Consider the following 18,077-nt stretch of genomic DNA (forward strand, 5'->3'; position numbering starts at 1 on the left):
TCTCGTCCTGATCAACATTACCGGCGGTCACCGGGCCCCGCTGGCGGAGGCCGTGGTGAGCCGTGCCACCCGCCTCGGTCGCTTCCGAAGCTGAGGTTAGGCTGTCCTCACTTCGAGCACTGGAGGCGTCCCCTCGTGTCCCCGCAACCCGCCGGCCGCGCCGTCACGGCCCGGTACGTGCTCCGCCAGGCGTTGCGTCGCCAGCGGCGACCGGTGCTGATCGGCGTCACGCTGCTCGGCCTGCACCAGGTCGCCGAGGCGCTCGTGCCGGTGGCGATCGGCGTCATCATCGACCGGGCCGTGGTGACCGGCGACCCGTGGGCGCTGGCGTACTCGGTCGCCGGCCTCGCCACCCTGTTCGCCGTGCTCGCGTTCGCCTACCGCAACGGTGCCCGGCAGGCGTTCGGGGCGGTGGAGCGGGAGGCGCACCTGCTGCGGGTGGAGATCGCCGAGCGTGCCCTCGACCCGCGCGGGCACCGCTCCGGCCTGCGCGACGGCGAACTGCTCTCGGTCGCCGCCTCCGACGCCGAACTCTCCGCGCTCGTGGTGCGGGTGGCCGGGTTCGGTGTCGCGGCGGTGACCGCGCTCACCGTCGCGGCGACCGCGCTGCTGGTCATCGACATCCCCCTCGGGCTCGGCGTGCTCGTCGGCGTGCCGGTGCTGGTCCTGGTGCTGCAACGGATGGCGCCGCTGCTGTCCCGGCGCAGCACCTCCCAGCAGGAGGCGCTCGCCGAGACCACAGCGCTCGCCGTCGACCTCGTCTCCGGCCTGCGCGTGCTGCGCGGCATCGGCGCGCAGCACCACGCCGCCGGCCGGTACGCCGCCGCCAGCCGCAACGCCCTCGCCGTGACGCTGCGCGCCGCCAACACCAAGGGACTGCACCTCGGGCTCACCACCGCCGCCAACGGACTGTTCCTCGCGGCGGTCGCCGGGGTGGCCGGCTGGCTCGCCCTGCGCGGCCGGCTCACCATCGGCGAGCTGGTCACAGTGGTCGGGCTCGCGCAGTTCGTCGCCGAGCCGGTGCAGACCATGGGCTGGTGCGTGCAACTGTTCGCGATGGCCCGCGCCTCCGCCGCCCGGGTGGCGCGCGTGCTCGGCGCCGAGCCGCTGACCCGGCCCGGCGACGCTGCGGCGCCGCCGTACACGGACGGGCCACGGCTGGCCCTCGACGACGTCGGGCACGCCGGACTGGACGGGGTGAGCCTGCACGTCGGGCCCGGCGAGGTGGTCGGTGTGCTCGCGTACGACCCGGCCGACGCCGAGGCGCTGGTGGCGCTGCTGTCCGGGCGGGTGCCGCCGGACCAGCGCCGGGGCGCCGTACGCGTCGACGGCGTGCCCGCCGACGAGCTGCACGTCGACGCGCTGCGCGGCACGGTGCTCGTCGAGCCGCACGACGTGACGCTGTTCGAGGGCACGGTGGCGGCCAACCTCGCCGCCGGCGCCCGGACCGAGGAGGCGAAGCTGCACGCCGCCGTCCGGGCGGCCGCGGCCCAGGACGTGGTGGACGCGCACCCCGGCGGCCTGGACCACCGGCTCGTCGAGCGGGGCGCGAACCTCTCCGGCGGGCAGCGCCAGCGGCTCGGACTGGCGCGGGCGCTACACGCCGACCCGCCGGTGCTGGTGCTGCACGACCCCACCACCGCCGTCGACGCGGCCACCGAGGCGCAGCTCGCCGACGGACTGGCGCGGGCGCGCCGGGCCGAGCCCCGGGGCACGGTACTGATCACCAGCAGCCCGGCCCTGCTGCGGATAACCGACCGGGTGGTGGTGATCGCCGAAGGCCGGGTGGCCGCCGAGGGGCCGCACGAGCGCCTGCTGGCCTCCGACACCCGCTACCGCGAGGAGACGCTGCGGTGACCCCCGACCCGCACACCCCCGGCCGGCCGCTGCTGCCGGTCGCGTCCGCCCGGCAGACCTGGACCACGCTCGGCGCCCAGTTCCGCGCCCGGCCCGGACTCAGCGCCGCCGCCGCGACGGTGCTCGTGGTCGCCGCCGCGGGTGGCCTGGTCGCGCCCTGGGTGCTCGGCCGCCTGGTCGACGACGTGATCGCCGACGCCCCGGTCTCCCGGATCGCCGGACGGGTGGCGGTGATCGCCGCCGCCGCGGTGCTCACCGGCCTGCTCACCGCGCTCGGCGCCGCGCTCGCGTCCCGGCTCGGCGAGACGGTGCTGGCCCGGCTGCGTGAGCGCGTCCTCGACCGGGCGCTGCACCTGCCGTCGGCGACGCTGGAACGGGCCGGCACCGGCGACCTGCTGGCGCGCGTCGGCGACGACGTGGCGGTGGTGACGAACGTGATCGCGGTGAGCGGCCCGGCGTTCGTCGGCGCGCTGCTGTCGGTGGTGCTCACCGTTTTCGGGCTGGTCGCGCTGGACTGGCGGCTCGGCCTCGCCGGGCTGGTCGCCGCGCCCGCGTACGCGCTGGCGTTGCGCTGGTACCTGCGGCGCTCGGCGCCGTACTACGCCCGGGAGCGGGTCGCCACCGGCGAGCGGACGCAGGCGATGGCCGGCGCGCTGCGCGGCGCGGCGACGGTGCGCGCGTACCGGACCGAGGGCGCGCACGTGGCCGCCATCGCCGAGCGTTCCGGCGTGGCGCGCGACCTGTCGCTGGAGATCTTCAACCTGCACACCCGCTTCGGGCTGCGGATCAACAGGTCGGAGTTCCTCGGCCTGGCCGCGGTGCTGGTGGCCGGGTTCTTCCTGGTCCGCGACGACCTGGTCACGGTCGGCGCGGCGACCACCGCCGCGCTGTACTTCCACCGCCTGTTCAACCCGATCGGCCTGCTGCTGATGGAGTCCGACTCGGTGCTGCAGGCCGGCGCGAGTCTCGCCCGGCTGGTCGGCGTGGCCGACCTGCCCGACACCGCGCCGCCCGCCGCGTCCGGCCCGGCCAGTGCGTCCGGCCCACCCGGTGCGTCCGGCCGGGCCGCCCGGCCCGCCGGCCCGCGTGGCCCGGCGGCGCTGGACGTCACGGTGCGCCGGCACCACTACGACGACGGGCCGCTGGTGCTGGCCGACGTCGAGCTGCGCCTGGCGCCGGGGGAGCGGGTCGCGCTGGTCGGCGCCAGCGGCGCCGGCAAGAGCACGCTCGCCGGCATCGCCGCCGGGATCATCGCGCCCACCGACGGATCGGTACGCCTGGACGGCGGGCCGCTGACCGGGACGGGCGAGGCCACATCCCCCCGTGACGTGGCGCTGGTCAGCCAGGAGGTGCACGTCTTCGCCGGGCCGCTCGCCGCGGACCTGCGCCTGGCCGCCCCGGACGCGACCGACGCCGAGCTGCTCGACGCGCTGGACCGGGTCGGCGCCACCACCTGGCTGCGTACCCTGCCGGACGGGCTGTCGACGCCGGTCGGCGAGGGCGGCCACCGGCTGACCGCCGCGCAGGCCCAGCAGGTCGCCCTGGCCCGGCTGGTGCTCACCGCGCCCGCCGTGGCCGTCCTGGACGAGGCGACCGCCGAGGCCGGCAGCGCCGGAGCCCGCGACCTGGACCGGGCGGCGCTGGCGGCCACGCGAGGACGGACCACGCTGATCGTGGCGCACCGGCTCAGCCAGGCGGTCGGCGCGGACCGGATCGTCGTGCTCGACCACGGTCGGATCGTGGAGCAGGGCACGCACGAGGAGTTGCTGGCCGTCGACGGCCGGTACGGGCACCTGTGGCGATCCTGGCGCGTCCCGGTATGATCACCGACCGCTCCACGGCCCAGGCGAGGTGCCCATGACCGACCTGCCGACCCGCTTCGTGCTCTTCCCGGGGCGGCATCACCTGCTGACCCGGTTCCAGGCCGACTACCTGAGCCGGCTCGCCGGCGACGAGGCCACAGTGGTCTGGGCGGTGACGTCGGCCAACCACGAGAACACCAGGCGCAACCCCGTCGCGTACCACAGACGGGAGGCCGCGATCGAGCGGTTCAGCGTGCTGACCGGGCTGCGCTCGCTGGCCGTGCCGATCTTCGACACCGCGTACACCGACGCGTTCGCGGAGGTGACGCTCAAGAGCATCGCGGTGGCCACCGGGATCGACCTCGTCCCGGCCGACACGGTGGTGGCCTGCTCCACCCCGGAGGTCGCGAAGCTGTACGAGCGGCTCGGCTTCCCGATCGCGCCGGTGGAGGCCGACCCGGACCTGCCCGAGACGCCCGAACGGCCGTGGGACGTGCTGCTGCGCCTGGCCGCCGGGGACGACACCTGGCGGACGCTCACCCACCCGGCGACCATCGACGTCTTCGAGCGCTACCGGCTGGTCGAGGCGATCCGGTCGGTGGTGAACGACCCGCTGGTCGGCGACGAGGGCGGGCTCACCGTGACCCGCGACTACCGCACGTACGTGGAGGCGTTCGCCTCGGCCGCGCAACGCAAGTGGGACTCGGTGCGCCGGTACGTGCAGCCCGGCCGCATCGTGGACATCGGCTGCGGCGCAGGCTCGGTCCTGGAGCTGGCCGACCGGGAGGCCGCGCTGCGGGAGAGCGACCTGATCGGCGTGGAGGTGGCCCGCCACCTCTACCAGGAGTGCCTGCACAAGAAGGCGCAGGGCGTGTTCCGCAACGCCAACGTCTACTTCTTCCACCGCAACGTGCTCGGCGGCGCGGTGTTCAAGGACCGGTCGGTGGACACCACGCTCACCTTCGCGCTCACCCACGAGATCTGGTCGTACGGGCGGCAGCGGGAGTCGCTGCTGCAGTTCGCCCGCCGCATCCACGACCACACCGCGCCCGGCGGCGTCTGGATCAACAGTGACGTGTGCGGGCCGGACGAGCCGGACCGGCCGGTGATCCTGCGACTGGCCACCGACGACGGGGACAACCCGGCGACACCGCGCCGGGATCTCGCCGGCCTGTCCTCGGCCGAGGTCAAGCGGTACGTCTCCGGGCTGTCCACCCGGGCGCGGCTGGACCAGTTCGCCGTCGACTTCGCGTTCGGCTGCGCGTACGAGCCGCTCGCCGACGGCGCGGTCCGCATCGGCCTGGGTGCGGCGATGGACTACCTGACCCGCAAGGACTACACCGACAACTGGCTGTCGGAGACGAGGGAGCAGTTCTGCGGCCTGAGCTTCGCCGACTGGACCGGCCTGCTCACCGAGGTGGGCTTCGAGATCGGCCCGGCCTCGGCTCCGGTCCGCAACGACTGGGTGATCGACAACCGGATCGCGCCGGTCGCGTCCCTGACCGGCCTGGACGGCCGGCCGCTGGACTGGCCGACCACCCACGTCCTCACCGTCGCCCACCGCCCGCGCAACGCCTGACCCGGTGCGCCGCCCGACCGGCACCCCGCCGGTACGGCGGCCGGCGGAGCCGGCAAGTTCCAGCTGCAAATCGATGCCGAGGTCGCGCCGGATCGGCCCACGAACCCGTCATGCGAATGCACCCTGGTGCGGGTCTTTCCGACCCTAGTGTGGGCTCATGGACATGATCACGAAAGCGCCGCACCCGCTTCGCTCCGCCGTCCGGGGCCGGGTCCTGGTGCCGGGGGACGCCGGTTTCGACGCGGCCGGGCGGCCCTGGAACCTGGCCGTCGCGCAGTCGCCGGCGGCGGTGGTCGAGGCCGCCGACGCGGACGACGTCGCCGCGCTCGTCCGGTACGCCCGCTCGGCCGGACTGGGCATCGCCGTGCAGCCCAACGGGCACGGCGCCACCGGCCGCGCCGACGGCACGATCCTGCTGCGGACCGGCCGGCTGGACATCGTGCGGATCGACCCAGGCGCCCGCCGGGCCCGGATCGGCGCGGGTGTCTCCTCCGGCCGCCTCCAGGCCGCCGCCGCGCCGTACCGGCTCACCGGGCTGCCCGGGAGCTCCCCGGTGGTCAGCGTGACCGGGGTGGCGCTCGGCGGCGGACTGAGCTGGTTCGGCCGCGCGTACGGCTGGGTGTCCGACGCGGTCACCGCGTTCGACGTGGTGGACGCCGAGGCGCGGCAGCGGCGCGTCACCGCCGAGACCGATCCCGACCTGTTCTGGGCGCTACGCGGCGGCGGCGGTGACTTCGCGGTCGTCACGGCGCTCGAAGTCGCGCTGCACCCCGCGCCGAGCCTGTTCGGCGGACGGATGCTGTGGGCGGCGGCGCACGCGGGCGACGTGCTGCGGGCGTACCGGGGGATCACCGCCACCGCGCCCGACGAGCTGACCGTCTGGATGGACCTGCTGCACTTCCCCGGCGCCGAGCCGATGGTGGCCCTCGACGTCACGTACCTCGGCGACGACACCACGGCCCGGGACCTGCTCGCCCCGCTGGACCGGTTGGCCCCGCCGATCTCCGACCGCAGGCGGATCATGCCGGTCACCGAGCTCGGGGGCATCACCGCCGAGCCCACCGACCCCGGCCCGGGCGCATCCCGCGCCGAACTGCTGACCAGGCTCGACGACGAGGCGGGCGAGGCGCTGCTGGCCGATCCGATCGCCCCGCTGCTGAGCGTCCAGCTCCGCCACCTGGGCGGTGCCCTCGCCCGGGCCTCCGACAGCCCGCACGGCCCGCTCACCGAGCCGTACGCGCTCTACCTCTTCGGCGTGCCCACCGACCCGGCGGCGGTCACGGCGCGGCAGCGGGCCCTGGCCGAAGCCCTGCCGGTCAGCGGGCGCAAGCCGGTGACCTTCCTCAACCCGGACGAGACGCTGGCCGACGCGTTCACCCCCGCCGTCCTGGACCGGCTCCGGACGGTCAAGCGCCGCCACGATCCGGACGGCCGCATCCGGTCCAACTTCCCGGTGGAGGGCTGACGCTCCAGGGTGCGACCGGGTCGGGCCGGCGGGTGCTTCGCGGTCGCCGGCTCAGCGGGCCTTCTTCGTCGGCCGTTTACGAGGCGGCGTCAACAACTCGGCGATCGCCGAGATCGCGGACGGCACCAGGCGGTAGTACGCCCACACGCCCCGCTTCTCCCGCTCGAGCAGGCCCGCCTCGGTGAGGATCCGAAGGTGATGGCTGACGGTCGGCTGGGAGAGACCGAGCGGCGCGGTGAGGTCGCTGACGGACGCCTCGCCCTCCGGAGCGGATTGAATCAGGCTGAGCAGGCGCAGCCGGGCCGGGTCGGCGAAGGCCTTCAGCACTCCCGCGAGCCGTTCGGCATCGGCGCGCTTGATCGGCTCACCGGCGAGCGGCGAGATGGCAGGGGTGGCAGTTTTCGCAGTTCCCACGCCTGCATCGTTGCATCAACGCCGGCCGCGTGCCGGTGCAATCGGGACCGGACCACCGTCAGTGCAACCCGTCGGGTGACCGTGCGGGCGGATGTCAGGTGGTGGCGCGCAGCTCGGCGAGCAACTGTTCCACCCGGGTGCGGATCTCGTCCCGGATGGGACGTACCGCGTCGACGCCCTTGCCCGCGGGGTCTTCGAGCTTCCAGTCCTCGTACCGTTTGCCGGGGAAGACGGGGCAGGCGTCGCCGCAGCCCATGGTGACGATGACGTCCGAGGATTCCGCCGTCTCGTACCGGAGGAGCCTGGGGGTCTGGCCGGTGATGTCGATGCCGACCTCCCGCATGGCCTCGACGGCGGCAGGGTTGACCCGGCCGGCGGGTGCGCTGCCGGCGGAGCGGACCTCGACGGTGTCGCCGGCGAGGTGGCGCAGCCACCCGGCGGCCATCTGGGACCGGCCGGCGTTGTGCACGCAGACGAAGAGCACGCTGGGCTTGTCGTTCATCGGGTCTCCGTGTGTCATGGCCGGGCTCCCGGCGGGGCGAACAGGCGGGCGCGGGCCCACAGCGACACGTAGACCAGGCCGACGAGGACCGGGACCTCGATCAGCGGGCCGACGACGCCGGCGAGAGCCTGGCCGGAGGCGATCCCGAAGGTGCCGATCGCGACCGCGATGGCCAGTTCGAAGTTGTTGCCCGCCGCGGTGAACGCCAGGGTGGTGGTGCGTTCGTAGTTCAGGCCGATGGCCCGGCCGAGCAGGTAGGACCCGGCCCACATGAGGGCGAAGTAGACCAGCAGCGGCAGGGCGATGCGGGCCACGTCGACCGGCCGGTCGGTGATGGCCTCGCCCTGCAGTGCGAAGAGGATGACGATGGTGAACAGCAGTCCGTACAGTGCGACGGGTCCGACCCTGGGCAGGAACCGCCGCTCGTACCAGTCGCGGCCCCTGACCCGCTCGCCGAGGCGGCGGGAGAGGTAGCCGGCGAGCAGTGGGATGCCGAGGAAGACGAGCACGTTACCGGCGATGTCCCAGCCGGAGACCTGCAGCGCGGCGCCGTCGAGTCCGAGCCAGCCCGGCAGCACGGACAGGTAGAACCAGCCGAGCAGGCCGAAGGCGAGGACCTGGAACACCGAGTTGAGGGCGACGAGGACCGCCGCTGCCTCCCGGTCGCCGCAGGCGAGATCGTTCCAGATGACGACCATCGCGATGCAACGGGCCAGGCCGACGATGATCAGACCGGTGCGGTACTCCGGCTGGTCGGCCAGGAAGACCCAGGCCAGGGCGAACATGAGGGCGGGACCGACGACCCAGTTGAGGACCAGCGACGAGACCAGGAGACGCCGGTCACCGGTGACGGTGTCGAGGCGGTCGTAGCGGACCTTGGCCAGCACCGGGTACATCATGATCAGCAGGCCGAGCGCGATGGGCAGGGAGATGCCACCGACCTTGACGGCGTCGAGAGCGTCGTCCAGGCCGGGAACGATCCGGCCGAGCAACAGGCCGGCGACCATGGCCAGGCCGATCCAGACCGGCAGCAACCGGTCGAGGCGCGACAGGCGTGCCGCCACCGGCGGGGCGTGGTCGGCTCCGGTGGCGGTGCTCATGCGCGACTCCGTGGGTGTCGGCACCACGGCGGCCTACCGCTGCGCCGCGGCGGCGGGCTCGACCGACAGCAGGCCGGCGAGCTGACGCAGGATCTGCGGCCGAGCCCGGTAGTAGACCCAGGTGCCCCGCCGCTCGGCGTCCACCAGGCCCGCCTCGCGCAACGTCCGGAGATGGTGTGAGATCGTCGGCCCGGTCAGGTCGAACGCCGGGGTCAGGTCGCAGACGCACACCTCGCCGCCCTCGGCGGAAGCGATCATCGACATCAGCTGCAGCCGCACCGGGTCGCCGAGCGCCTTGAAGGCGGGTGCGAGCACCGCAGCCGTCTCGGCCGGGACCCGGCGCTGCGCCAGCGAGGGGCAGCACTGTGTGTCGGCGTCGAGCTCGACCAATGGGCTCAGCGCCTGTTGCTTCGGCATGCCTCTAGGTTGACATCTATCTAATCAGCGTGCAAGTCTCTGTTTAGACATGCATCAAGGCAGGGGTGTTCGGGTGGCGGGTCCGCCGCCGCGCGGGTCGCCGGCTCCGGTGTCTGCTAAGCTTCATCGTCAATCGGCGATTAACGATAAAGGGGTGACGGTGGCCGACCTCCTCGACCGGGACACCGCGCAGACCTACGCGTCGTGGTTCCGGGCACTGGCGGACCCGACGCGGGTGCAGGTCGTGGAATACCTGGCCCGCCACGCCCGCCCCATGAGCGTGGGCGAGCTCGTCGCCGCCGTCGGGCTCGCCCAGTCCACCGTCTCGCAGCACCTGAAGATCCTCACCGAGGTGCGGTTCGTCCTCGTCGAGCGAGTGGGCACCGCCCGGCACTACCGCATCAACGACGCCTGCGTCGGCTGCTTCCCGTCCGCAGCCGACGTCGTCATGGGCCGCCCGGCCCCCAATCCGGTCGGAGCCTGCTGATGGCCGCCGTCACCATCCGTCCGGCGCCGATCGGCCGGCACCCCGTCCGGCGGCGCGACTGACGCTGCTCGGGCGACGCCGTCGCGTCACCACCTGACCTCCAGTTCGATCCCGCCCACCGCGCCTACTTGATTCGACAATTCTCAACACAGAGGAGTCGCCGATGAGTGTCCTGGACGAGTCGCCCGTCGTGGTGATCGGCGCCGGCCCGGTGGGTCTGGCCGCCGCCGCCCACCTGCACGAGCGTGACCTGCCCTTCCTCGTCCTGGAGGCCGGCGACACCGCCGGCGCGGCCGTGCGGCAGTGGGGGCACGTGCGGCTGTTCTCCCCATGGCGGTACAACGTCGACCCGGCCGCCCGCCGGCTGCTCGACGACGCCGGGTGGGTCGCCCCGCCCGAGGACGCCCTGCCCACCGGCGCCGAGCTGGCCACCGACTACCTCCAGCCCCTCGCGGAGCTGCCGCAGCTCAAGCCCCACCTGCGCTACGGCGCACGGGTGGAGGCGATCAGCCGGCTCGGCCTGGACCGGCTGCGTACCGCCGGCCGTGAACAGACGCCGTTCCTGATCCGCCTCGCCGACGGCGACGAGCTGCCGGCCCGCGCCGTCATCGACGCCTCCGGCACCTGGGGCACCCCCAACGTCCTCGGCGCCTCCGGCCTGCCCGCCCGGGGCGAGAAGGACGCGGCAGCGTTCCTCGAGCACGCCCTGCCCGACGTGCTCGGCGCCGACCGGCACCGCTTCGCCGGCCGGCGCACACTCGTCGTCGGCGCCGGCCACTCCGCCGCGAACACCCTGCTCTCGCTGGCCGAGCTGGCGGCCGCCGAGCCCGGCACCGAGGTGGTCTGGGCGATCCGCTCGGCCAGCCCGGCCCGCACCTACGGCGGCGGCGACGCCGACGCCCTGCCCGCCCGCGGCGCGCTCGGCGCCCGGCTGCGCGACCACGTCGACGCCGGCCGCGTCCGGCTGCTCACCGGATTCTCCGTGCACGCCCTCACCCCGGCCGACGGCCGGGTCGCCGTGGTCGTCAGGCACGCCGACGGCACCGACGAGTCCGTGACCGTGGACCGCGTCGTCGCCGCCACCGGCTTCCGCCCCGACCACTCGATCGCGGCCGAGCTGCGTCTGGACCTCGACCCGGTCATGGGCGCCACCCGCGCCCTCGCCCCGCTGATCGACCCGAACGAGCACTCCTGCGGCACCGTCCCCCCGCACGGCGCCGCCGAACTCGCCCACCCCGAGGTCGGCTACTACGCCGTCGGCATGAAGAGCTACGGCCGCGCGCCGACGTTCCTCATGGCCACCGGCTCCGAGCAGGTCCGCTCCGTCGTCGCCGCCCTCGCCGGAGACTGGGAAGCCGCCCGCGACGTCCAGCTCGACCTGCCCGAGACCGGCGTCTGCAACAGCAACCCCGCCGACTCCACCGACACCGACAACTGCTGCGGCTCCGGGCCGGCGGCCCAGCCGGCCACACAAGGGCTGGCAACCGGGATCTCCGGGGGCCTGCTGTCCGCACCGCTCACCCTGGTCGGCCTCGACACGCCGGCCGGCGGCCAGACCGGCGGCTGCTGCACCAGCTGATGACCACCACGACGGCGCCCGCCGGCCCCACGGTCGGCGGGCGCCACGGGTGGCGCATCGTCGCCGCCCTCGCCGTCACCAGCACCATCGGGTACGGCACTCTCTACTACGCCTACGCGGTTCTCCTCGGCCCCATGGCCGCCGGCCTCGGCGCCTCCACCACCGCCGTCACCGGCGCGCTCACCGCCAGCGTCCTCGCCGGCGCGCTGACGGCCGTCCCTGTGGGCAGGTGGCTCGACCGGCACGGCGGACGAGGCCTGATGACCGCCGGCTCGATCGCCGCCACCGCCCTCCTGGTCGCCTGGTCCCAGGTCCGAACCATCGGACAGCTCTACGTCGTCATGGTCGGCATCGGCGTCACCGGCGCGATGGTCCTCTACGAACCCGCCTTCGCCGTCGTCATCTCCTGGTTCACCCCAGACAGACGCCCCACCGCGCTGCTCGCGATCACCGTCGTGGCCGGGTTCGCCAGCACCGTCTTCATGCCCCTCACCGGCGTACTGGTCACCAACGTCGGCTGGCGCGACGCGATCCTCGTCCTTGCCGCGATCCACGGCACGGTGACCATCCCGCTGCACGCCCTCACCATCCGCACACCGCCGCACCGCACCCCCGCCGGCCCTGCGGCGTCACCTGTCGTCGCGCGACAAGCGGCGGCCCGCGCCGCGATGCGCGACCGCCGATTCTGGATCCTCACCGCAGCCCTGATCGCCCACGGCGCCGCCACCAGCACCGTCGCCGTCCACCTCGTCGGCTACCTGACCAGCCGCGGGCACCCCGCGACGTTCGCCGCCGCCGTCGCCGGCCTCCTCGGCGTCCTGTCCGTCACCGGACGACTCGTCCTCACCGGCGCCCGCCGCCGCCTCCCGACCGCCACCGTCGTCGCCGCGATCTTCGCCGTCCAAGCCGTCGCGGTCCTCGCCATGCCCCTCACCGCTGGAAGCCGGGTGGGCGCCGTCATCACCGTCACAGGGTTCGGCCTCGGCTTCGGCATCTCCAGCCTCGCCGCCCCCGCGATCCTCGCCGACCGGTACGGGACCACCGCCTACGCCACCATCGCCGGACGGCTCACCGCCCCCGTCACCACCGCCAGAGCCGCCGCGCCCCTGCTGGCCGCCGTGCTCCTGTCGAACGGCGGCTACCACCTGCTGCTCGCCGCGGTCACCACCGCCTGCCTTCTCGCGGCCGCCGCGATGCGTGCCGTAGGACGCCGAGGCGACCGGCACGAGCGCGCCGGCTAGGCGAGCAGCGTCCGCAGCGCCTCGGTCAGGCCGGTGCCGGTGGCGACCGGGCGGGTGAAGGGCAGCCGGGTGTCGGCGTGACCGTCCGGCCGCTCCGCGCGCAGCACGATGCCCTCGGCGTCGAGCGCGACCGGGACGATCCGGGCCGCGCCGGCGCTGACGGCGGGGTCGACGAGCGCGGCGAGCCGGTCGAGGACGTCGCCGTGGCACCGGGTCAGGTGCGCGAGGTGGACCGCCTCGTCGACGGCGATCGGATCCGGCCGGGCGACGAGGTACGCGCCGGGGTCCACCGCGACGGGAACGGCGGCCCGGTCCAGGACGATCTCGTCCGGCTCGATCGCCCACAACGCCACCGAGGGCAGGTCGAGCAGCGACATCACGGTGACCGGGTCGCAGGCGTCGAGGGCGGCCGGGTCGAAGCGGCGGACGGTGCCGAGGACCCGCAGCCGGGCCCGCACCCGGGAGCGTACGGCGACCGGGGCGAGGTCTGTGACGTCGAGGCGTACCGCGCTGCCCTGGCCGCGCGCGGCGACCAGCAGACCGCCGGTACGGCTCATCGCGTCGACGGCGAGGACGATCGTGCCGTCGGGGAGGACGACGTGGGCGGAGAGGAGATCGGCTGTGGTGTCGCCGAGCGTGAGGCGCAGCGAGGAGGCGGCGCTCAGCACGCACCGGGCGGCTACGGCGTCGCGGGGCGTGGCGGTGACCGCCGACGGCCCTGCGGTGAGCGGGGCGACGCCGGCCGACGGGGCCGGACGCCCGGCGGGGTGCAACGCCATGTCTGTCTCCTCGGCCGGGAAGGGTGATGTCGGCCCAGGTCAGACGGTAATAGGTAAGGCTTACCTGTGCAACGGCGGTCGGGTGCCGCAGGTGCGGTACGGGTCACGACGGTGACCGTCGTGACCCGTACGAGCGCGGTGTCCGGATCGTCAGGCGGGCTGGTAGGTGAGGCAGTCGCTGACCGTGGCGCCCGGCCCGACCGTGATCGACTCGGCGGTGCAGGCGAGGTTGGTGTTGAACACGCACTCGGCCCGCGCGCACGCGCCCACCGCACCGGTGACCTCCGCGATCCCGCCGCTGAGTGACGACTCGACGAACGTCGCGCAGGAGGCCGCGTCGGCGGACGCCGCCACGGTGATCGCGGGGGCGTGGCAGCCGTTGTCGTTGAAGCTGCACGCGGTGGCGGCGCACTCCCGTACCGGCGGAGACTGCAACAGCGTCTTCATGGTGCCTCCAAGTCATGCGGGCCGGCGGAACGGAAAGGCCGGCCTCGTGGTGCTCGAACGCCATCTGGTATTTGCCGTGCGGCCGGTTCCCAAACCCGTCGGCCACCAGTGCGGATCACGCTCACCCTAACAACGGAATACGGGGCCGCCGGCCGTTATCGGCCGTTTCCGTGCGGTGCCCCGGACGAGAGAAGGTAAGCCTCGCCTTCGTTAGGGAAGGCTTCGTTTGCTCGCGCGTAGCTGCTGTTTCCGAGCCGATTCCGGCCTGGTCCGGTGCGGGAGAAGGCACCCGGGAATCGGCCTCCGAGGCCCACGGGGGAATGGCCCCGAGCGGAAAGCGGAACTGCGCGGCCGGGCCGGTCAGCGGGCCCGGGACGGAGGCAGTTCCGGGGCGTTCGGCACACCGATACCGTGGTCGCGCGCCCGGGCTATCGCCTCGGCGCGGCTGCCGAGGCGGAGTTTCACCAGAATGGCGGAGACGTTGTTCCGCACCGTCTTGGCGCTCAGCCCGAGCCGATGCGCGATCAGCGGGTTCGACAGGCCCCGGGCGAGCAGGTCCAGCACCTCACGTTCCCGGTCGGTCAGCTCCGGGAACGGGCCGTCGGCGCGGGCGCCCAGCAGGGCGGCCGCGCGGTCGGCGAGCGGGCCGCCGAGGACCAGGTCCCCACCGGCCACACCCCGGATGCCCCGTTCCACGTCGGCGGCCGAGGCCCCCTTGAGCACGTAACCACGCGCTCCGGCACGTACCGCGGCGACGAGTGAGGCGTCGTCGTTGAGCATGGTCACCACCAGCACCCGGACCTCCGGGTGCTCCCGGCTCAGCGCGCGGGTGGCCTCGATCCCGGATCCCTGCCCGAGGTGGAGGTCCATCAGCACCACGTCGGGCCGGACCCGGTCGACGAGCGTCCCGGCCCCGGCCGCGTCGGCGGCCTCGCCGACGCACTCGATGCCGTCGAGGGTGTCCAGCAGCGCGCTCATGCCGAGCCGGAAGACCGGGTGGTCGTCCACCACGACGACGCGGATCGGGCGTTCGGTCACCGGCGCTCCAGGGGGACGGTCAGGCAGACGGTGGTGCCGCGGGAGGCGGCCGGTCCGACGGTCAGCGTCGCGCCGACCGCCTGCGCCCGTTCCCGCATGGCGTGCAGGCCCACACCGGGGCGGACCGGCCCGGCGGGCACACCCCGGCCCTCGTCGGTGACCGTCACCCGGAGCAGGTCCGGCCGCCGGTCCAGCGACACGACGCAGCTGTCCACACCGGCGTGCCGGTGCACGTTGCGTACCGCCTCGGCGGTGACGCCGTACGCGGCGGTGGCGACCGGCTCCGGCAGCGGGTCCAGCGAGGCGGGAGCCCGCATCACGATCCGCAGCCCGGCCCGCGCGTACTGCGCGCGCAGCACGTCCAGGGCGGGACGCAGCCCGCCGTCGGCGAGCACCGGGGGCAGCAGGCCGTGTGCCATCTCCCGCACCTCCGCCGCCCGGGCGGTCAGCTCCTCGGTCAACCGGTCCAGCAGCTCCTCGGCCCGGTCCGGGTCGCGGCGCAGCAGGTTGCGGGTGGCCGCCAGGCCCAGCCCGATGCCGCTGAGCGCCGGCCCGAGGCCGTCGTGCAGGTCCCGCCGCAGGGAGCGGCGCTCCTCGTCGCGTACCTCCGCCAGCCGTTGCCGCGACCGGGCCAGATCCCGGTTGGTGCCGACCAGCTCCACCATCGCGGCGACCACCGGGGCGAGCACGGCGAGCGCCTCGCCGGCCCGGTCGTCGAGCAGCTCGCCGGGCCGGGGCCAGGCGTGCAGGTGACCGACCAGCCGGTCGCCCCGGAGCAGCGCAACGGTGACCGGCGGCCCGCCCTCACGCGGCGGCGGTTGCGGCTCGTCCTCGGTGATCAGCACGTCGGCCAGCCGCAGCGCGGTGGCCACCGCCGCGCCGATGTCGCTCGTGCTGCCGCCGCTGCGCACCACCCGGTGCAGCAGGAGTTCGGGCGCCTCGCCGTGCACGAGGCCGTCCACCCGTCGCTGCACGAGCGCGCGGACCGGCTGGAACGCGGCCGCGATCGCGCCGGTGACCAGCAGCTGCGGCAGCGGCATCGCCTGCGGCAGCAGCCGGTCGAGCAATGCGACGGCCGCGCAGTAGGCGGCGATCACCGTGGCTGTCATCAGGTACCAGACCAGGGTGCGCCGCACGGCCAGCCGCAGTCCCCACAACTGCTGGCGCAGCACCACCACCGCCACCGCGGCGGGGAAGAACGCCTGGGAGGCGAGCATCAGCAGCGCGGGCACGGCCGGCGGCGCCACCGCCGGCGGCAGGAGCGTGGTCAGGAAGGCCAGGGTGAGCAGCGCGCTGCCCGCGGTCACCCAGCCGAGGCCGTTGCGCCGCGTGGGCTCCCCGCGCCGCCACCGCCACGCGACGCCGGCGGCGGCCAGCAGACCGAGCCCGGCCAGCGCGTACGCCAGCACGGGCGACAGCTGTCGCAGCAGCGCGGCGCGGCCCTCGCGTAGTTCCGGCGTCAGCGGCACCACGCCCACCGGCGGCGACGCGGTGACGAGGACGGCCACCGTCAGCACCACGTACCCGAGGCCGGCCGCGACGGCGATCCGCTCGAGCCGGCCGGGTGGCCGCTCCGGCAGCAGCCAGGGCATGACCACGACGAGCGAGTAGAGGCCCGGCACCCAGGCCCAGTGGTGCAGGGCGGTCAGCAGCGGCGGCCCGCCGACGGCGAGCTGCCACTGGCCGCAGCACGCGGCGAGCGCGCCGCCGAGCGCCGTCGCGGTGGCGATCCACCCCGGAAGCCGGCTGCCGCTGCGCCCGCGACTCAGGATCAGCCACGCCACCGCGCCGTAGACGACGCCGTCGAGCAGGTCGACGAGCGAGTAGAGCTGAGTGGCGGTGAACGGGGGAGTCGCCACCGCCCAGCCGACGACCGCACCGAGGGTGAGCACGCCGGAGGCGGCGAGGACGACCCAGGCCCCCGCGCGCCGGGTACGGAATTCGTCGCGCATGTCAGGTCCACTGTGTCAGGACGTAAGGCGCCGGGGACCACCTGAACGGCGTGCGGTGGATGGCGGGCCGGACGGGGGTGTCCCGGCGGCCGGGGGCGGATGTCCCGGCCGGGGCGGGACCGGGGTATCGGCCGTGCGGCGTGGCGGCGGCGTCCCGGGCCGGGCGGGATCGGCGTCCCTGGTGGACCGGGACGCCGCGCCGGTTGACTGCCGGGCATGACCGAAACCACGCCGGACCACATCCCGGCCCACGTCAAGAATTCCTACGTCAACTGCTCCGAGTACACCCGGGCGCCCCGGCTCACCCCGCCGCCCTCCGAGGGCCGCGCCGACGCCGTGGTGCTGACGCTGCGGCCGTCCGCGCCGGCCGCTCCGTCCGTCGGGGTCACCCGGTGACCGTGGCCGCCGCACCGGGCCTGCTCCCCGTCTGGCGGGAGTGGCTCGCCGAGAACCTGGCGATGGGAGTCGCCGCCGGGCAGGCCCGGGCGGCGGCCGTCGACGCCGGCGCGGACGCCGACGCCGTCGACGCCGAACTGGCGGCGCTCGCCGACCATCCGTACTTCGCCGTCTGCCGGCGGCTCGCGCTGCGTTACGACTGGATGGAGTCGGTGCTGGACACCTACCGGGTGCTGCGCGACGACGACGAGGGCCGCGTCCTGGAACGCCGGGCCGACCTCACCGCCGAGGAGTTCTTCGGCCGCTACTACTACGGCAACCGGCCGGTCGTGCTCGACGGCCTGATGGCGGACTGGCCGGCACTGGACTGGACACTGGACCGGATGGCCCGGAGCTGCCCGGACGCGGTCGTCGAGGTGATGACCGGCCGGGAGGCGAACCCCGACCACGCCTGGCAGTACGACAGGCACCGCACCACCATGGCGTTCGTCGACTACCTGGCGATGCTCGGCTCCGGCGCGCGGACGAACGACTACTACATGGTGCCCCGCAACGAGAACTGGAACGGGGCGCTGCGGGCGCTCGCCGACGACGTTGCTCCGCCCCCGCACCTCGTCGACCCGGCCGGTGGCGGCCATCTGCTGCTGGGACCGGCGGGGACGGTGACGCCGCTGCACGTGGACAACAGCACGGTGCTGCTCTGCCAGGTGCTCGGGCGCAAGCACGTCCGGCTGGTGCCGTCGTACCAGCGGCATCTGGTATATCCCCGCGGCGGGACGTTCAGCGCGGTGGACGCGGCGCGACCGGACCTCGACCGGCATCCCCGGTACGCCGAGGCGACGGTGCTGGAGACGGTGCTCGAACCGGGGCAGATGCTGCTGGTGCCGGTCGGGTGGTGGCACTGGGTGCACGCGCTGGATCTCAGCGCCACCGTCACGTTCCACCACTTCCGGGTGCCCGGTCAGAACCATCGGATGGCCACGCCGCCGGCGGCCCGCGCCGACGGGTGAGGACCGGCGGCG

At 74.5% G+C, this 18,077-nt stretch carries 17 protein-coding genes; 9 read left to right on the plus strand and 8 right to left on the minus strand.

The genetic code is table 11. From position 1 onward, the window contains the following. The first annotated feature begins 135 nt into the window (after positions 1-135). The 4 genes from ACFYON_RS08220 (at position 136) to ACFYON_RS08235 (ending at position 6,703) form a co-directional block, all read left to right on the plus strand. Entirely contained in the window at positions 136-1,857 is a 1,722-nt protein-coding gene (locus tag ACFYON_RS08220) for an ABC transporter ATP-binding protein (RefSeq protein WP_354864131.1), read from the plus strand. After that, positions 1,854-3,680, plus strand: coding sequence for an ABC transporter ATP-binding protein (locus tag ACFYON_RS08225; protein WP_387187999.1), 1,827 nt, complete (start codon positions 1,854-1,856; stop codon positions 3,678-3,680). The genes ACFYON_RS08220 and ACFYON_RS08225 overlap by 4 nt, the downstream gene beginning before the upstream one ends. Positions 3,681-3,714: 34 nt before the next feature. Next, the gene (locus ACFYON_RS08230) at positions 3,715-5,238 is read left to right on the plus strand and encodes a class I SAM-dependent methyltransferase (protein ID WP_355097025.1); all 1,524 of its coding nucleotides are present in this window, start codon (positions 3,715-3,717) and stop codon (positions 5,236-5,238) included. Positions 5,239-5,395: 157 nt separating this feature from the next. Beyond that, the gene (locus ACFYON_RS08235; RefSeq protein ID WP_354864125.1) at positions 5,396-6,703 is read left to right on the plus strand and encodes an FAD-binding protein; all 1,308 of its coding nucleotides are present in this window, start codon (positions 5,396-5,398) and stop codon (positions 6,701-6,703) included. Between the two features lie 51 nt (positions 6,704-6,754). On the opposite strand, the gene ACFYON_RS08240 is transcribed toward ACFYON_RS08235, so the two are convergent. The 4 genes from ACFYON_RS08240 to ACFYON_RS08255 form a co-directional block, all read right to left on the minus strand. Further along, positions 6,755-7,117 carry a metalloregulator ArsR/SmtB family transcription factor gene (locus ACFYON_RS08240; RefSeq protein ID WP_354864123.1) on the minus strand — a complete coding sequence of 121 codons (363 nt, stop codon included), beginning with the start codon at positions 7,115-7,117 and terminating at the stop codon, positions 6,755-6,757. A 94-nt stretch (positions 7,118-7,211) separates the two neighbouring features. Then, the gene (locus tag ACFYON_RS08245; protein WP_355096644.1) at positions 7,212-7,619 is read right to left on the minus strand and encodes an arsenate reductase ArsC; all 408 of its coding nucleotides are present in this window, start codon (positions 7,617-7,619) and stop codon (positions 7,212-7,214) included. 14 nt (positions 7,620-7,633) lie between these two features. Further along, positions 7,634-8,719 (minus strand): ACR3 family arsenite efflux transporter, encoded by a 1,086-nt coding sequence (gene arsB / locus ACFYON_RS08250; RefSeq protein ID WP_354864119.1) that lies wholly within the window; start codon positions 8,717-8,719, stop codon positions 7,634-7,636. A gap of 33 nt (positions 8,720-8,752) precedes the next feature. Continuing rightward, positions 8,753-9,136 carry a metalloregulator ArsR/SmtB family transcription factor gene (locus ACFYON_RS08255; RefSeq protein ID WP_354864117.1) on the minus strand — a complete coding sequence of 128 codons (384 nt, stop codon included), beginning with the start codon at positions 9,134-9,136 and terminating at the stop codon, positions 8,753-8,755. 160 nt (positions 9,137-9,296) lie between these two features. Between ACFYON_RS08255 and ACFYON_RS08260 the strand changes: the two genes are divergently transcribed. The 3 genes from ACFYON_RS08260 to ACFYON_RS08270 all read left to right on the plus strand — a co-directional run bounded on the left by ACFYON_RS08260 (position 9,297) and on the right by ACFYON_RS08270 (position 12,443). After that, positions 9,297-9,623 (plus strand): metalloregulator ArsR/SmtB family transcription factor, encoded by a 327-nt coding sequence (locus ACFYON_RS08260; protein WP_354864115.1) that lies wholly within the window; start codon positions 9,297-9,299, stop codon positions 9,621-9,623. Positions 9,624-9,786: 163 nt separating this feature from the next. Continuing rightward, entirely contained in the window at positions 9,787-11,202 is a 1,416-nt protein-coding gene (locus ACFYON_RS08265; RefSeq protein WP_387188635.1) for an NAD(P)-binding domain-containing protein, read from the plus strand. Further along, a complete protein-coding gene (locus ACFYON_RS08270) occupies positions 11,202-12,443 on the plus strand; it encodes an MFS transporter (protein WP_354864111.1) in 1,242 nt (413 codons plus the stop codon). The genes ACFYON_RS08265 and ACFYON_RS08270 overlap by 1 nt, the downstream gene beginning before the upstream one ends. Here the strand turns inward: ACFYON_RS08270 and ACFYON_RS08275 are convergent. From ACFYON_RS08275 to ACFYON_RS08290, 4 genes are all read right to left on the minus strand, one after another. Then, positions 12,440-13,222: a DUF2470 domain-containing protein gene (locus ACFYON_RS08275; RefSeq protein ID WP_354864109.1), complete on the minus strand. Its 783-nt coding sequence runs from the start codon at positions 13,220-13,222 to the stop codon at positions 12,440-12,442. The two genes, ACFYON_RS08270 and ACFYON_RS08275, sit on opposite strands and share 4 nt — an antisense overlap. Positions 13,223-13,372: 150 nt before the next feature. Further along, the gene (locus ACFYON_RS08280) at positions 13,373-13,669 is read right to left on the minus strand and encodes a DUF1540 domain-containing protein (RefSeq protein ID WP_013286940.1); all 297 of its coding nucleotides are present in this window, start codon (positions 13,667-13,669) and stop codon (positions 13,373-13,375) included. A 360-nt stretch (positions 13,670-14,029) separates the two neighbouring features. Then, the gene (locus ACFYON_RS08285) at positions 14,030-14,707 is read right to left on the minus strand and encodes a response regulator transcription factor (protein WP_354864106.1); all 678 of its coding nucleotides are present in this window, start codon (positions 14,705-14,707) and stop codon (positions 14,030-14,032) included. Further along, the gene (locus tag ACFYON_RS08290) at positions 14,704-16,659 is read right to left on the minus strand and encodes a sensor histidine kinase (protein WP_357708835.1); all 1,956 of its coding nucleotides are present in this window, start codon (positions 16,657-16,659) and stop codon (positions 14,704-14,706) included. The genes ACFYON_RS08285 and ACFYON_RS08290 overlap by 4 nt, the downstream gene beginning before the upstream one ends. Before the next feature lie 216 nt (positions 16,660-16,875). Here ACFYON_RS08290 and ACFYON_RS08295 point away from each other — a divergent pair, with 216 nt between their 5' ends. Beyond that, positions 16,876-17,055 carry a hypothetical protein gene (locus ACFYON_RS08295; RefSeq protein ID WP_354864102.1) on the plus strand — a complete coding sequence of 60 codons (180 nt, stop codon included), beginning with the start codon at positions 16,876-16,878 and terminating at the stop codon, positions 17,053-17,055. Further along, entirely contained in the window at positions 17,052-18,065 is a 1,014-nt protein-coding gene (locus ACFYON_RS08300) for a cupin-like domain-containing protein (RefSeq protein WP_354864100.1), read from the plus strand. Before ACFYON_RS08295 ends, ACFYON_RS08300 begins: the two co-directional genes overlap by 4 nt. The last annotated feature ends 12 nt before the right edge of the window (positions 18,066-18,077 follow it).

This window comes from Micromonospora sp. NPDC005686 (genome assembly GCF_042871665.1).
Taxonomy (GTDB): domain Bacteria; phylum Actinomycetota; class Actinomycetes; order Mycobacteriales; family Micromonosporaceae; genus Micromonospora.